Origin of the sequence: Yersinia alsatica (assembly GCF_902170305.1) — a bacterium.
In the GTDB taxonomy this organism is placed as follows: domain Bacteria; phylum Pseudomonadota; class Gammaproteobacteria; order Enterobacterales; family Enterobacteriaceae; genus Yersinia; species Yersinia alsatica.
Genome location: NZ_CABHWW010000011.1, coordinates 64,366 through 79,112, shown reverse-complemented (window position 1 = coordinate 79,112; position 14,747 = coordinate 64,366). Strand labels below are relative to the sequence as shown.

The following is a 14,747-nucleotide window of genomic DNA, read 5'->3' as shown; positions in this document are numbered from 1 at the left end:
CTGTTTGGCGCACACTCCGTTTCTTGCTGCTGGTGTTTAAGCCGTCTCCGCCAACGTAATATTCTGATGACCTATTCTTTGCAGTAATGCCGATACATCAATAACATCCACTTTATCGGCTTGCAAGTGAGCCACGGCGTATTCATGCCAGATACCCGATTGCAGGAACAAGATAAATATCTCTCTATCCAGATGATTCTCGTTCACCATATTAACCATGATGTTCAGTGCCTCAGATAACAATTTCCCCGGTTTATAAGGGCGATCGGCGGCGGTCAGCGCTTCAAAAACATCAGCAATGGCCATCATACGGACAGGAATACTCATCTGGGTATAATTGAGTCGATAAGGATATCCTTTACCATCCATCCGTTCATGATGCCCGCCGGCAATAGTGGGCACATTCGCCATGGTGCGCGGGAAGGGGAGTTTTTTAAGCATTACAATGGTCTGCATAATATGCTCATTTATTTTATAGCGATCTTCTTCCGTCAGTGTCCCACGGCGAATACTGAGGTTATAAATCTCCCCACGGTTATAAAGTAAGGTTGGCTCTGGCACTTTGAAATCATAATATTCTGGGCGTCTGTTTTTATTATCGCGATAAATAATATGTTCTTCTTTATCTGCCAGCATAGGCTCTTGTACTGGCAATGATGCGGCTGGCTGCCGGGCTTTACGTGCTCGTTCCTCATTAGCAATACCAGCGTTATCATCCAATGTGCGCGTCCAGCGATAACCGGCAATTTGCTGGATACGGGTTATTGCTTCATCAGACATAAATTCGCCGCCGACATTACAGTTAGCGATAAAGTAAAAATCTTCATCTAACTGGCGCAATTCATCAGCCAGCAATTGTTGGTCAGCTTCACTGGCCGTGATGGTGGCATGGCGGCGCAAGAAGGCAATTTCTTTCTCACGTTTTAATACTTCAAACCGCATTCTTACCTCGTGAATACGGTCATAAATTAATTCCAGTTTTGTTGATTTATCGACAACAAATTCTGGTGTTGTTATCTTGCCACAGTCATGTAACCAGCAAGCTGTATGCAGTTCTTCCCACTCATTCTCTGATAAAGTAAAGTCAGCAAAAGGCCCTTCTTTAACATTAACCGCGGCTTTGGCAAGCATTTTGGTTATTTCAGGTACCCGCTGGCAGTGCCCTCCGGTATAAGCACTCTTGGCATCTATTGCACCGGCAATAAGCTCTATAAATGCATTGAGCAGATTTTTTTGTTCTTGCAGTAATCGTTGTGTTTCTACAGAAACAGACAAACTACCAACCAGCGCATTAACTAACTGAATTTTTGACCGTTCACGTTCAGTATTTAATACATAAGGGTTAAAGAGCAGCAAGAAGCCCAATAATTGTTCATCATGCGTTTTCATTGGCACAGCAATAAAACGTAACGGTAAATAGGGCAGGAGGAAGTCTTTCAATTGGCTGAATATATTTTCTTTATTCAATGTGCCAGTGATAGTTTTCCCCTCCAGCACGGGATGGAAGGTGGCAAAATTATCTTCTGCTACCTGTAATGAAGACATCTCTGCCACAGGGATATTTTCACCATTCCAGCGAAATGCCGTTGGCGTAAAGATCCCTTCATTTTTATCCGCGAGGAATATCATCCCCCCAGTCATTGCTGCAATTTCCGTGGTTTCACTCAATAAACCCTGCATCTGACGGAAGAAGTTACTTTCGGCTGTCAGCATATTGCCCATGGAAATAAACTGTTTTAGCGTCGACTTCATTTTTGACATTGATTTGTGCAATTCATCCACTTCTTCAATCACCGAGTGCTCTACCTCGTGCTCCTCGAAATATAAGTTGCTGATGGAGTCAGCATCTTTACGGAGACGAATAAGCGGGTTAGATATTTTTCTGGAGAAGTACCAGACAATCGGCAAGCTGAGCATCAGAAGAATAAAGGCAATAAAGGTCGAATGATTACGAATAGAGTTAGCATCGGCAGTTAGATAGCTGGCTGGAGTCGCAATGACTAACTGATATTTATTGTTATTGTTATTAATATCGACAACAGCACCATACCATTGCTGATTTTGTGCTTCAAACATGATGCTATCACCACTATTGTCATCAAGATTGTTGGCGGCGGTGCTATTTTCTTTAGCATTTAGCAATGCTTGCAATACCGGAATTTGTTTATCAGCACTGGCAGAGACTGTTGTGCTTTCTTTGATTTTTGGCAAGCTGGCGATAACTTCACCGCGAGAATTAATAATGATGGCCTGACTGCCTGGCGGTAAGTTTTGTCTGACAAGAAATTGTGATAAAGATGCTAATGAAACATCGAGTCCAATAATTGCCTTTTTATTCTCAGCCTGACGGCTATAAGTAAAACCAGCCTCTCCTGTGCCTTTGAAAATATAGATAGGGGAGGTGATTAATGTAGGGCTGGCCGAGGCTAAAATAAACCAATCTCGCCGGCGGGGATCATAGTTATCATTGTCCCGAGGCATAACGGCAATGACTTGCTGCTGTTTATTCAGATAGATAAAGCGTTTTTCCGGCAAGCTATCGAGAAAGCGATTACTTTGAATCATCCATTCCGCATCTTCAGGGGCATGAAATAAGAGGCGATTAGCCGCTGTTAGACGCCTCAGCATAAAGAAATCCCCATTAGGATAAGCACTGTAGACAGCGCTGGCATAGTTATTCTGCTTGAGGATTTCAATAAACTTACCCACAAAGTTCATTCTTTGTTCAAGGGTAGATAATTCTGTAATTTGCATACTGGCGAGAATATTAACCGACATCATCATCGGGCGGGTCACCGCATCTAACTCGGCCGCAATTGCCTGGCCAGTTTTTTGATATTGCCTATTGGTGCTGATTTCCGTCAATTTAGTGAGTTGGCTATGACCAAAGATAATAATTACCGTGCCTATTGAGACAATCAGCAACGTAAATAGGGCTGCAATCTGGATGTGCAGAGGATAGCGGCTTTTTAGTCCGAACAGGTTGCTAAGCATCATAACCATCCCGGAAGATTATTATTTAATCAAATTTAATAATAGAATGTACTGGCCTAACTAACATATTTCCCTTTCTTTCGGTGGCTTATATCTAATTATATGATTATAATCACTTTTTTAGTTATCAAGTCCGGTTTGTTGGATGAAATAACTAATGACTGTAGTAAAAAAAATGTTTTAACTCGCAGAATATCCAAAAGCAGTGTTTAGCAGTCTAAATAACTGGCTGTAATACAGATAGAGAAAGCTTAAATAAGCGAGGCGGATGTATTTTAGATTGGAGAACAAAGAGCTACAGTGAAAATTATCTGAAGCTTCAATGAGTTTAGATTGAATCTAAATCCGGTGTATGAAGATTTAAATAACTATGATAGTTGGGGGGCGATGGCTCATTATCCGGGGGTTGTAAACGATGATGCCCGCGAATGGCGGTGGGAGCAAAACCAAAACGTTTACGAAAACGTTCAGCGAAGCGTGATGCGCTTTCGTAACCAACTTGGCTAGCAATCAGTGAAATCGGCCAATCTGTCCCTTGCAATAAACGTAAGGCACTGGTCATACGAACATCAATCATCAAATCGCGTAATAATGTATTTTCCGCCGCAAGTTTTCGCCGTAATACCACTTCGCTCATTGCCATATGTTCGGCGACCTCCGATGCTGACCATATTTTGTGGGGGTCAATCGCCAGACAACGGCGTACCTGCTCAGTTAATGAGTGACTTTCATTGAGTGTGAATTTAACCCCTCGCTGAGCTAACCAAAGCAGTAATTCAAGCATACGATGCCTGACAATAGATGGAGGGATATCGCCAATATCTGAGATGGCTTTAAAGGTATTTCCGAAGGTATTAATAAATTCGGGAGCTAAATTACGCACTGGCATAACACTAGGAATGGCCCTAAGGCCAGATGATGCTGGGTGATTGGCAAATGTGGCTATCAAACGAGGATCACAACGAAGCTGATGACTGAAAAATAACCCATCATCAGATAGGCCGTTAACAATATCAATGGTTTGGCCACTACTCACTGCGACTATTTCGCCCGATTGAACTCGACATTCTTGATTATTCCAACGAATAATCTTATGCCCACGGTTAACCATAATGAGCAATGGATGCTCAATATAGACAGAGGAGAGTAGTAGCTCTGTGTGTTGAATAACATGTGCCGAGCTACCCACACCAGGGCAAAAATTAATTGTACGTTCCATCGATATTCATTTCACAATTTTGGCCTGAGAATATCTTTACGCTTTGAATAGCAGACTGGCAACCCATTTTAATAGAAAACTTACAGTAACTGACTATTTTAGCGAAAAGTATTAAATATGAGAATAATAGTCAGTTAGATATGAGTAATTGTTACTGTCAATATAATCCCATGTTAAAAATAATGGTAATTAAAAGTAGTTATCATGATAATCATTTAAGTTGCAAGTTATTGCCTCGCAACAAGTCGATATATTGTGGCTAGGCGAACCGGAGATTATTGTGTTTCGCCTAGCAGCAATGCATGGTCAGGAAACTGACCATAGGTATTATTAACCGCCTGCTGTCGGGTGGATTGCCCGACCAATTCACTTAATGCATCCAGACGCAGTTGTAATAAACGCTTAATCTCTATTTCATTATCCAGAATAGCTTTAAGCTTCTCCCGTAATAGCTCTTGCAGCACCGAAGATGTGCAGGACGAAATAGTCACATTAGCCGTATTTTCAACTGCTTTGAGGTAAGTCATTTCCAGATCAACCAGCGCATCCCATTTTCCCTCAGTCGCCAGCATTAACATTTGCTCACTGAGGGTCAGGATTTGTTGATATTCGGACAAAAGGTGCTGGTGACGTTCCATTAAATGGGGTCCTAATCAGGTTGATAATTGGGGCCGATCTGCCGCCACGCATCTGCTATATTTTCGAGCAGAGCCAAAACTTCATCAATGGCCTGTTCGTCATTATGCAAATTGGCATGCAGTAAGCGCCGTGACATATAGTCATATAAGGCAGATAAATTCTCAGCCATTTCGCCGCCTTTTTCCAAATCTAGCCCGGCATTCAGGCCATTATTAATAATATCAATTGCTTTAGATATCGCTGCCCCTTTAGCAGGAATGTCTCTTTGATTCATCAGGATGCGAGCTCGAACCAGGGCGCTTTGCGCCCCGTCGAACAACATCACGATCAATTGGTGCGGGCTGGCGCTCATTACACCACTTTCTAGTCCTACCTGAGCGTAAGCCTGGCTCCCTGATCGGTTGTACATATCCTAATCCTTTTTAAGAAAACTGTTGGGTTAAGAAGCTGGAGGTATTATTTAACGAACTCATCATCTTATCCAGCTGTGTAAATTGTGTTTTATATCGTTCAATATTGGCATTTATACTATCCGTTGTGGATAAAACTTGGTTATCTAGGCTTTTTAATGATTTATTAATGCCGTCAGTCACCGCTTTTAAAGTGCCTTTCGTTGTATCCAATGCGTTGTTAAGTAAATTATCTGTCTGAGTAGCGAAACCAGTATTTTTTCCGTCACCGACAAAGAATGCAGTGACGCTATTCGGTTTATCTTTTAGTGCAACATCTAATTTTGTAGAATCTATTACGAGTTTACCATCGAGATCTTGCGTAATACCCATACTCGCCAGTGTTTTCAAATCACCTGATTGAGCTGATGCTAATTGCCCTTTTAACTGAGTTTGAATAGTACGTAATGTACCATCACCCACTAGAGCACCATTACTGCTGGCTTGATCCTTACCTGCTTCTACTGCCGTATATTTAGTCAGTGAACCAAAGGTTGTCTGCAATGAGTTATAAGCATCGACAAAACTTTGAATAGCCGCTTTTGTCGCACTACTGTCTCGAGTTATTGTCAGTTGCTCTGGTGTGCCTGCTTTGGTTTCTGCTTTTAGGTTAATTGTCACACCTTGTGGCGCATCAGTAATCGTATTACTTTGACGAGTTATAGCCACACCATTGACTATCAGTTCGGCATCTTCGGCTTTCACTTTTTGCGTCATTGCGCCACTGCCACCGGTAGTGCTTGGCGTATAATTCAGAAAGTCATTTAATGTGTCATCACCGGCAACACTGATGGTCATTTCTGACTTTGTGCCGGTATCTCGAGAAGTTAATGCCAAATAATAAGTATTATCATCCGCCTTCATGATACTGGCATTAACGTTACCTTCTTTCTTGTTAATTGCATCCCTGATATCTGCCAAGGATGTTTGCTCATTGGTTAATGTCACTTCCAGTGGTTTTTCTTGCCCTGGCTGGCTAATTGTAATTGTGCGAGTAGAGTTATCATTGCCCAGTTTATCTGTTGCGTTAGGAACATCTTTGGATAATAAAGATTGTGCTTTAGCTAAGTTTGTCACTTCAATAGCATAGCTGCCTGCGGTTGCTTTACTATCTGTAGTGGCGCTAAACGCAGTATTGGTGCTACTGACTGCTGTTGAATTTAATGTGTCTGCTTTTTTTAATGTAGCAGATGCAGTTTCTAGTTTCGCCAAGGCACTTTGTAGAACGCTAAATGCAGTTAGCTTACTTTTATAGCTGGACTGCTGATTAGTTAGTGGGGTTAAGCGTGTCTGTTCCGATGCGGTTAACTTATCTAACAAACTGTTTAAGTCCATACCTGACCCACTGCCCAGAGAACTGATACTTGCCATTTCTAATCCTTAATATTCAAGTGTCGTTACCGGGTTATCGGCCAGAGAGGAAAAAAGTTTACACATAAAATAGAATTTATGATGGGCAGAATAACGGGGGATAACTGGGCGCTATTTACGCCATTGAATAGAGTAATAATTAAAGAAGAGAGAAAGAATAATTTTGCTAAAATTTAAAATTATTTCTCAGAAAAGCTAAAGGTTCCTTAAAGAGCGCCGATACAAGTTGTGACGGTGATGAAGCCGTGGGCAGTATGCCCAAACCATAACCCAATAGCATTTAAGGAATAACAATATGGCGGTAATTAACACTAACAGCTTGTCTCTGCTGACTCAGAACAACCTGAACAAATCCCAGTCTTCTTTAGGCACCGCCATTGAGCGTTTGTCTTCCGGTCTGCGTATTAATAGCGCGAAAGACGATGCAGCGGGTCAGGCAATTGCTAACCGTTTTACTTCTAACATCCGTGGTTTGACTCAGGCGGCACGTAACGCTAACGATGGTATTTCTATCGCTCAGACTACTGAAGGCGCACTGAACGAAATCAACAACAACTTACAACGTGTTCGTGAGCTGACCGTTCAGGCCTCTTCTGAAGGCAACAAACAAACCGACCTGGATTCAATCCAAGACGAAATTCAACAACGTTTAGACGAAATCGACCGTGTATCCAGCCAAACCCAATTTAACGGCGTTAAAGTGTTGGCTTCAACTGACAGCCTGAAAATTCAGGTTGGCGCGAACGACGGCGAAACTATTTCACTGGATCTGAAAGAAATCAACTCTAAGACATTGGGTCTGGATGGTTTCAACGTCAATGGTAAAGGTGGTGTAGCCAACACTGCGGCCTCTTTGGCTGATTTGAAAACTGCAGGTTTTACCCAAGTTGGTACAACCAATGAGTATAACGGTTCAGCTGGCTTGAAAGCCGCCACCAGCAGTGATGTACTTGCTAATTTGGCAAATGGTAACGCTGTGGTTGCTGCCGGTATAGCTGCAAATAACGGTTTAGGGACAGCTGCGACTGCTGATACTTATACTTATAATGCCACTAATAAATCATTTACATTTGATGCGACGGGTGTTAGCGCTGCAAATGTACAAACGTACCTGAACCCTAAAGCGGGTGATGTAACTAAAGCATCTATTGAGATTGGCGGTACTAAGCAAGATGTCTTAATTGCTAAAGACGGCTCGATGACTGCGGCAGATGATGGCGCTGCTTTGTTCCTTGATACTACCGGTAACTTGACTAAAAACCAGGCTGCTAACCCTCCTGCAGCAACCCTGACTGCGTTGTCAGCAAGTGGCACAGGTAAAATTGCCACAATCACAACTGATGCAGGCACTATTACTTCCAATGGTACGGGTTTTGATGTTGTTGGCGCAACTATTAGTGCTGATGCATTAGGTACTCTGGCTAAAGGTACCGCATATACTGCTGGTACTCACTCAGTTGCAGCTAACGGCGACGTTACTACTGGTGGTGCAGCGGCATTTGTTGGTAAAGATGGCGCATTAACTACTAACAAAACTGTTAGCTATTTTGCACAAGCAGATGGTTCAATTTCTAACGGTTCAGGCAAAGCAGTATTCAAACAAGCTGATGGTGTTCTAACTACTGATGCTAAAACCGTAACGGCTAAAACTACCGATCCGTTGGCAACTCTGGATGGCGCGGTCAATAAAATCGACTCCCTGCGTAGCTCATTGGGTGCGATTCAAAACCGTTTCAACTCTACCATCACCAACCTGAACAACACCGTAAACAACCTGACTGAAGCACGTAGCCGCATCCAGGATGCTGACTATGCAACAGAAGTATCTAACATGAGCCGTGCGCAGATTCTGCAACAAGCAGGTACTTCAGTACTGTCTCAGGCAAACCAGGTACCACAAACTGTTCTGTCTCTGCTGCGTTAATTCCACAGATACACCATATGTTTTCAAACCCCGCTACGGCGGGGTTTTATCTTGCCTTATCGAAATACTAAACAGAGCTATTTCGATAAGGACAGTTCAAATCAGGCGCTAATTATCTATTTCTGCTGGTTTTTGCTGCAATTTTTCGCTCTGTTTTTTCAATCTAAGCAGTAGGTTAACAGTAAAACTCGCGGGCATAAGCCAAATAGCCGCCCTTTTATAGGCCTATTCCGGCGATTGTCTGACTGACCTGACAGGATAATGGTACGACTCTCTTACCCTTAGGTGCCTGTCTAGTGAGCGATCTGTATACCGCCGAAGGCGTGATGGACAAGAATTCCCTCTGGCAACGTTATGTTCCTCTAGTGCGCCATGAGGCATTACGTTTGCAGGTGCGCCTGCCGGCCAGTGTGGAATTGGACGATTTGTTGCAGGCTGGGGGGATTGGTCTGCTGAATGCCGTTGAGCGTTATGACGCTTTACAAGGAACCGCATTTACCACTTATGCGGTACAGCGTATACGTGGCGCCATGTTGGATGAGCTGCGCAGCCGAGATTGGGCTCCGCGCAGTGTTCGGCGTAATGCCCGCGAAGTTGCCAGCGCCATGCAAAAAGTCGAACAGCGGCTTGGGCGACCAGCAACAGAGCAGGAAGTGGCGCAAATTCTTGAAATTGATCTGGCCGAATATCGCCAGATCTTATTAGACACCAATAACAGCCAGCTTTTCTCCTATGACGAATGGCGAGAAGAGCATGGTGAAAGTGTCGAGCCGCTGCTGGAAGGGCATGAAGATGCCAATCCGTTGCAACATTTGTTGGAAGGAAATCTGCGCCAGCGCGTCATTGAAGCGATCGAGGCATTGCCGGAACGTGAGAAAATGGTGTTGACGCTGTATTACCAGGAAGAGCTGAACCTGAAAGAAATCGGCGCTGTACTCGAAGTGGGGGAATCCCGCGTCAGTCAGCTTCATAGCCAGGCGATAAAACGCTTACGCGCCCGCCTGAGTAACGACTCTTAATTCACTTTCGCTCAGTGATATCACAGTGTTTAACTTTATTAATGCAGGTCTTCTCATGCCAGGACTTCAGTTAAAAAAGCGGCCGCTGAGCCGTTATTTAAAAGATTATAAGCACGGTCAAACTCATTGCTCACATTGTCATAAAGAACTCGACCGCATGGCATTGGTTTTTCGCGGACAAATTATTAATAAAGAAGCAATCGCTGGTATGGACCAGCCTATTGACGATCAAGTCTGGTCAAAACTTCAGCATGAACTAACCGCATTATGCCGCTTTTGCAGTGAGATATACTGTAATAGCGCACCGGGTTATTTTGATATTATGGCGTTCAAACAGTATCTATTTGAACAAACTGAGATGAGTCATAGCACTGTTCGTGAATATGTTGTGCGTCTACGTCGATTAGATGAAATGCTGGTTGCCACTAATTACCCAGCAGAAAAATTCGCCAGTGAAACCATGCATCAGCGTATTATCGATGAACTGCCCAATGCCGCACATAACAATTACCGCATTGCTTTGCGTAAATATGATCAATATTTGGCATGGCAAAAAAATTACTAAGGTTAATAGAGCGCATTCCAGCAGTTGAGAAAGCTCTGTGTTTTCAGTGGAATCATTTCTAATATAACGCAAAGCTATTCAGTCACACTCTTCCGTGATTCAGCGCCCGGCAAGGTTTCTCCTTCGCCGGGCGTTTCATTTATTCCTCCTATGATATTAATCTCCGGCGCTGTTGCTTACCGACATCTATAATAAAATCAGTGATTATTCGTGTTACATCTGATAAATCTATGTAATTGCAGTAACTCATTAATTCCCCGGGGGACCCGTGACGTTTCAACATAAACTGGCGCAATTTCCGCGCCTGGACTTGGTCGGTCATACGACACCATTAGAAAAATTATCTCGACTCTCCGATTACCTGGGACGTGAAATTTATATCAAACGTGATGATGTCACCCCGCTGGCACTAGGCGGTAACAAATTGCGTAAGCTGGAGTATTTGGCTGCCGATGCACTGAGGCAAGGGGCCGATACACTGGTGACCGCTGGGGCTATTCAGTCTAATCATGTGCGTCAAACGGCCGCCGTTGCCGCCAAGCTGGGGCTACATTGTGTTGCGTTACTCGAGAATCCTATCGGTACTTCAGCGGAAAATTATCTGACCAATGGCAATCGATTGCTGCTGGATTTGTTTAATGCCGATGTGGTGATGTGTGATGGCTTGCACGACCCCAATCAGCAATTAGCGGAGCTGGCTACTCGAATTGAAGCACAAGGTTTTCGCCCTTATGTGGTTCCGGTTGGCGGCTCCAATGCCTTAGGTGCATTGGGCTATGTGCAGTGCGCATTGGAAATTGCTGCCCAGTCGGCAGGGAATGTTGCTTTTAGCTCGGTGGTGGTGGCCTCGGGCAGTGCCGGGACTCATGCCGGGTTAGCCGTAGGGCTACAGCAACTGTTACCTGAGGTTGAATTGATCGGCGTGACAGTATCGCGTAAAGCGGATGAACAACGGCCTAAAGTGGTGGATATTCAGGAAAAACTGGCCGCATCCCTTGGCATTACTGGGCCGCAGGCAGCAATTACCTTGTGGGATGACTATTTCGCTCCGCGCTATGGCGAGCCAAACGAAGAAGGATTGGCCGCGATAGGGCTGCTGGCAAGGTTAGAGGGCATGTTGCTGGATCCTGTTTATACCGGTAAGGCGATGGCGGGTTTACTCGATGGCCTGGAGCAGAAAAAGTTTCGTGATGAGGGGCCGATTCTGTTTATTCACACTGGCGGCGCCCCGGCATTATTTGCATATCATCCACAGGTGTAACCTTTGGTTATTGCTTATTCCATTTATGGCTATCGTTATTATTTTATATTCCTTTATTCCATTAACAGCACTGATAAAGTACTGAATATCAAAAACAAACATGACAGTTGGGGTATGTATGAGCTTTTCAATTGTACGTCGTCGAATGGTTCTGGGTATGGTGGCAGTTGCACTGGCAACCGGCCTTAATGTGAAGTCTTACGCTGCGGCTGACCTGCTCGATCAGGTCAAAGAACGCGGAACTCTGGTGGTCGGCCTGGAAGGGACTTATCCTCCGTTCAGCTTCCAAGGTGAAGATGGCAAACTGACTGGATTCGAAGTGGATTTTGCTAACGCATTGGCTGAACACATGGGTGTTAAGGCAAAAATCACTCCGACTAAATGGGATGGCATGCTGGCCTCACTGGAGTCCAAACGTATTGATGTGGCGATTAACCAAGTCACTATCTCAGAAGAACGTAAGAAAAAGTATGATTTCTCAACCCCTTATACCATCTCTGGTATTCAGGTTTTGACCAAGAAAGGTAATGAAGGCAAGTTCAACAAACCTGAAGATTTGGAAGGTAAAAAAGTCGGCGTCGGCTTGGGCAGTAACTATGAGCAGTGGTTACGTGACAACCTGAAAGGTGTTGATATCCGTACTTATGATGATGACCCAACCAAGTATCAGGATCTTCGCGTTGGCCGTACAGACGCCATTTTAGTTGATCGCTTAGCGGCGTTGGATTTGGTGAAGAAAACCAATGACACCCTTGCCGTTGCTGGCCCAGCGTTTGCTCGTCAGGAGTCAGGCGTGGCATTGCGTAAAAATAACCCTCAGTTGTTAGCGGCAATCAATCAGGCTATTGCTGAGATGCAAAAAGATGGCACATTGGCCAAAATTTCTGAAAAATATTTTGGTGCGGACGTAACTAAATAATGCAAGAAAGTATTCAATTGGTGCTGGATTCAGCACCATTTTTATTGAAAGGTGCTTGGTTTACCCTCCAGCTTAGTCTGGGGGGGATGTTTTTTGGTCTGGCATTAGGTTTTATGTTGGCAATGATGCGGCTATCCCGTTTCTTGCCACTCTCACTGCTCTCGCGTTTTTACGTCTCCATTTTCCGTGGTACGCCATTAATTGCCCAACTGTTTATGATTTATTACGGATTGCCACAGTTTGGTATTGAGCTGGATCCAATGCCAGCGGCATTGATTGGCTTATCATTGAATACTGCGGCTTATACCTCCGAGACACTGCGTGCTGCCATTTCATCAATTGAGAAAGGGCAGTGGGAAGCGGCGGCCAGTATCGGGATGACGCGCTGGCAGACACTTTATCGGGTGATATTGCCACAAGCCGGGCGTACCGCTTTACCCCCACTGGGTAACAGTTTTATTGGTTTGGTCAAAGACACTTCTCTGGCGGCCACCATTCAGGTGCCTGAGTTGTTCCGCCAGGCGCAATTGGTAACGTCTCGGACACTGGAAGTTTTCACTATGTATCTGGCGGCATCATTGATTTACTGGATCATGGCAACATTGTTGTCAGCATTACAAAATCGCCTGGAAGCACATGTTAATCGTCAGGATCAGGAGTAGCCATGAGTGCCATCGACGTGAAAAAACTGACCAAACAGTTTAAAGGTCAACAGGTACTACATGGTATCGATCTTGAAGTGAATAGTGGCGAAGTGGTGGCGATCATCGGGCCTAGTGGCTCAGGAAAAACCACCTTGCTACGGAGTATCAACCTGCTGGAGATCCCTGACTCGGGGATTATTCGAGTGGGTGATATAGAGATTGACGGCAGTATTCCTATCAGCAGGCAGCAACGTCAGGTGCGCGCACTACGCCAGCAAGTGGGGTTCGTGTTTCAAAGCTTCAATCTGTTTCCGCACCGGTCAGTGCTGGAAAATATCATTGAGGGGCCGGTCATTGTTAAGGGCGAGAAACGCGCTGAGGCTGAAAAGCGGGCGCGGGCGTTGTTGGCAAAAGTTGGGTTAAGTGGCAAGGAAGATGCTTATCCTCGCCGTTTATCTGGTGGTCAGCAACAACGTGTTGCTATCGCTCGGGCATTGGCGATGCAACCTCAGGTCATTTTGTTTGATGAACCGACTTCTGCGCTAGACCCCGAGCTGGTGGGTGAGGTATTAAATACTATCCGTGCATTGGCTGAAGAAAAACGCACGATGGTCATCGTCACTCATGAAATGAGCTTTGCTCGCGATGTCGCAGATCGGGCTATCTTTATGGACCATGGGCGGATTGTTGAACAAGGGCCAGCGAAAGAATTGTTTGCTCATCCGCAACATGACCGCACTCGGCAGTTCCTGGATAAGTTCCTGAATAATCACTGAGTCGCCAGTGGGTTAATTAGCATAAAGTGTGTTAATGAGCATAAACAGTTGTGTAATGGGGCCGCCAATGGCCCCTGATTTTTTCGGCAGTGTTATAGAAAGGCTTCGAGCTTAAGGCGATGAGCGGTTATTTTAACTTCTTTCATGCGCCCATGGCCGGGTAATACTTTCTGTTCCACGGTAACCAACCCCGCTTTCTGCAAAATAGCGACATCGCGGGTGACGGCACTGCGATCTCTTTTGAGTAGCGTTGAAAGGGAGGTGATAGAACCGGGATGCTTTTTGACGGCTCGTAGTAGCACGATGCGTGCGGCACTTAATACTCGCACCATTTCCAGCGGGTCTTCGAAAGTAATTATATGCTCTTCAGGTAATGTTTGCCCCACATCAGCCAAGGCTGCGAGTTGTTTACCTCGCTTGAAAAATTCATCTTCCGTTGCAGTTTTGATGACTAGCTTGTCCATTAACTTCTCCTTAGTGAAGTCCAATCCTTTTGAAAGCAATCCTCTATTTGTTCAAAGCTGACAAAATTAACCGCTTCAATGGCGCCTAAGTAATGGCGATGATGATACCCATGAGCATTGTCATAACCGATGACCCGACCATTATCACCCCGCGATAAACAGTGATTGATATAGGCTAAATTATAACGGGTAATGGTACCTGACCGGTCGGCCCATATCTCGCGGCGTAATTGACCATTACCGCGCCGGCTAGCAATTTGATGGGTCTCATCAATAATCTTTTTATCAGCCATGAATATAAATATCACCTCTGAAAGTTGCTGTATAGAATATCTTCACTAAGAAGAAAGCTAGGAACACAAGTCGCTCAGTTGTTTGCTTGAATTAATAGTGAGTTAGGCACAGCAAGGTGACAAGAACACGAAGCTAGATATGCGGAATGTTGCCAGAGAAAAAGAGGATTGTTGCGGTTTTGCACACGACAGTGCGGGATACCTCGAGAA

General features: G+C 44.6%; 14 protein-coding genes. 7 read left to right on the top strand and 7 right to left on the bottom strand.

Going from position 1 to position 14,747, the window contains the following annotated elements:
* Positions 1-36: 36 nt before the first annotated feature.
* From FTA96_RS07135 to fliD, 5 genes are all read right to left on the bottom strand, one after another.
* On the bottom strand, positions 37-2,994 hold the full coding sequence (locus FTA96_RS07135) for an HD domain-containing phosphohydrolase (protein ID WP_145573643.1): 2,958 nt from the start codon (positions 2,992-2,994) through the stop codon (positions 37-39).
* Positions 2,995-3,322: 328 nt separating this feature from the next.
* Positions 3,323-4,213: a helix-turn-helix transcriptional regulator gene (locus FTA96_RS07130; RefSeq protein WP_050121959.1), complete on the bottom strand. Its 891-nt coding sequence runs from the start codon at positions 4,211-4,213 to the stop codon at positions 3,323-3,325.
* Positions 4,214-4,488: 275 nt separating this feature from the next.
* A complete protein-coding gene (gene fliT, locus FTA96_RS07125) occupies positions 4,489-4,851 on the bottom strand; it encodes a flagella biosynthesis regulatory protein FliT (protein WP_050106659.1) in 363 nt (120 codons plus the stop codon).
* 11 nt (positions 4,852-4,862) lie between these two features.
* A complete protein-coding gene (gene fliS, locus FTA96_RS07120) occupies positions 4,863-5,261 on the bottom strand; it encodes a flagellar export chaperone FliS (RefSeq protein ID WP_134956880.1) in 399 nt (132 codons plus the stop codon).
* A 13-nt stretch (positions 5,262-5,274) separates the two neighbouring features.
* Positions 5,275-6,672, bottom strand: a complete 1,398-nt coding sequence (fliD, locus tag FTA96_RS07115; RefSeq protein WP_134956879.1) for a flagellar filament capping protein FliD — start codon at positions 6,670-6,672, stop codon at positions 5,275-5,277.
* A gap of 295 nt (positions 6,673-6,967) precedes the next feature.
* On the opposite strand from fliD, the gene FTA96_RS07110 reads away from it, so the two are divergent.
* From FTA96_RS07110 to tcyN, 7 genes are all read left to right on the top strand, one after another.
* Positions 6,968-8,596 carry a FliC/FljB family flagellin gene (locus FTA96_RS07110; protein WP_145573485.1) on the top strand — a complete coding sequence of 543 codons (1,629 nt, stop codon included), beginning with the start codon at positions 6,968-6,970 and terminating at the stop codon, positions 8,594-8,596.
* 296 nt (positions 8,597-8,892) lie between these two features.
* Positions 8,893-9,615 carry an RNA polymerase sigma factor FliA gene (locus FTA96_RS07105; protein WP_050106656.1) on the top strand — a complete coding sequence of 241 codons (723 nt, stop codon included), beginning with the start codon at positions 8,893-8,895 and terminating at the stop codon, positions 9,613-9,615.
* Positions 9,616-9,670: 55 nt separating this feature from the next.
* Positions 9,671-10,180 (top strand): flagella biosynthesis regulatory protein FliZ, encoded by a 510-nt coding sequence (gene fliZ, locus FTA96_RS07100; protein WP_004708222.1) that lies wholly within the window; start codon positions 9,671-9,673, stop codon positions 10,178-10,180.
* A 268-nt stretch (positions 10,181-10,448) separates the two neighbouring features.
* Positions 10,449-11,441, top strand: a complete 993-nt coding sequence (locus FTA96_RS07095; protein WP_145573484.1) for a D-cysteine desulfhydrase — start codon at positions 10,449-10,451, stop codon at positions 11,439-11,441.
* A gap of 118 nt (positions 11,442-11,559) precedes the next feature.
* On the top strand, positions 11,560-12,360 hold the full coding sequence (gene tcyJ, locus FTA96_RS07090) for a cystine ABC transporter substrate-binding protein (protein WP_050106654.1): 801 nt from the start codon (positions 11,560-11,562) through the stop codon (positions 12,358-12,360).
* A complete protein-coding gene (tcyL, locus tag FTA96_RS07085; protein WP_005160319.1) occupies positions 12,360-13,022 on the top strand; it encodes a cystine ABC transporter permease in 663 nt (220 codons plus the stop codon). The genes tcyJ and tcyL overlap by 1 nt, the downstream gene beginning before the upstream one ends.
* 2 nt (positions 13,023-13,024) lie before the next feature.
* Entirely contained in the window at positions 13,025-13,780 is a 756-nt protein-coding gene (tcyN, locus tag FTA96_RS07080; RefSeq protein WP_050121962.1) for an L-cystine ABC transporter ATP-binding protein TcyN, read from the top strand.
* Positions 13,781-13,872: 92 nt separating this feature from the next.
* Here tcyN and FTA96_RS07075 read toward each other — a convergent pair whose 3' ends face one another.
* Positions 13,873-14,244: an HVO_A0114 family putative DNA-binding protein gene (locus FTA96_RS07075; RefSeq protein ID WP_145573483.1), complete on the bottom strand. Its 372-nt coding sequence runs from the start codon at positions 14,242-14,244 to the stop codon at positions 13,873-13,875.
* Positions 14,244-14,537 (bottom strand): toxin-antitoxin system TumE family protein, encoded by a 294-nt coding sequence (locus FTA96_RS07070; protein WP_050121963.1) that lies wholly within the window; start codon positions 14,535-14,537, stop codon positions 14,244-14,246. Before FTA96_RS07070 ends, FTA96_RS07075 begins: the two co-directional genes overlap by 1 nt.
* Between the last annotated feature and the right edge of the window lie 210 nt (positions 14,538-14,747).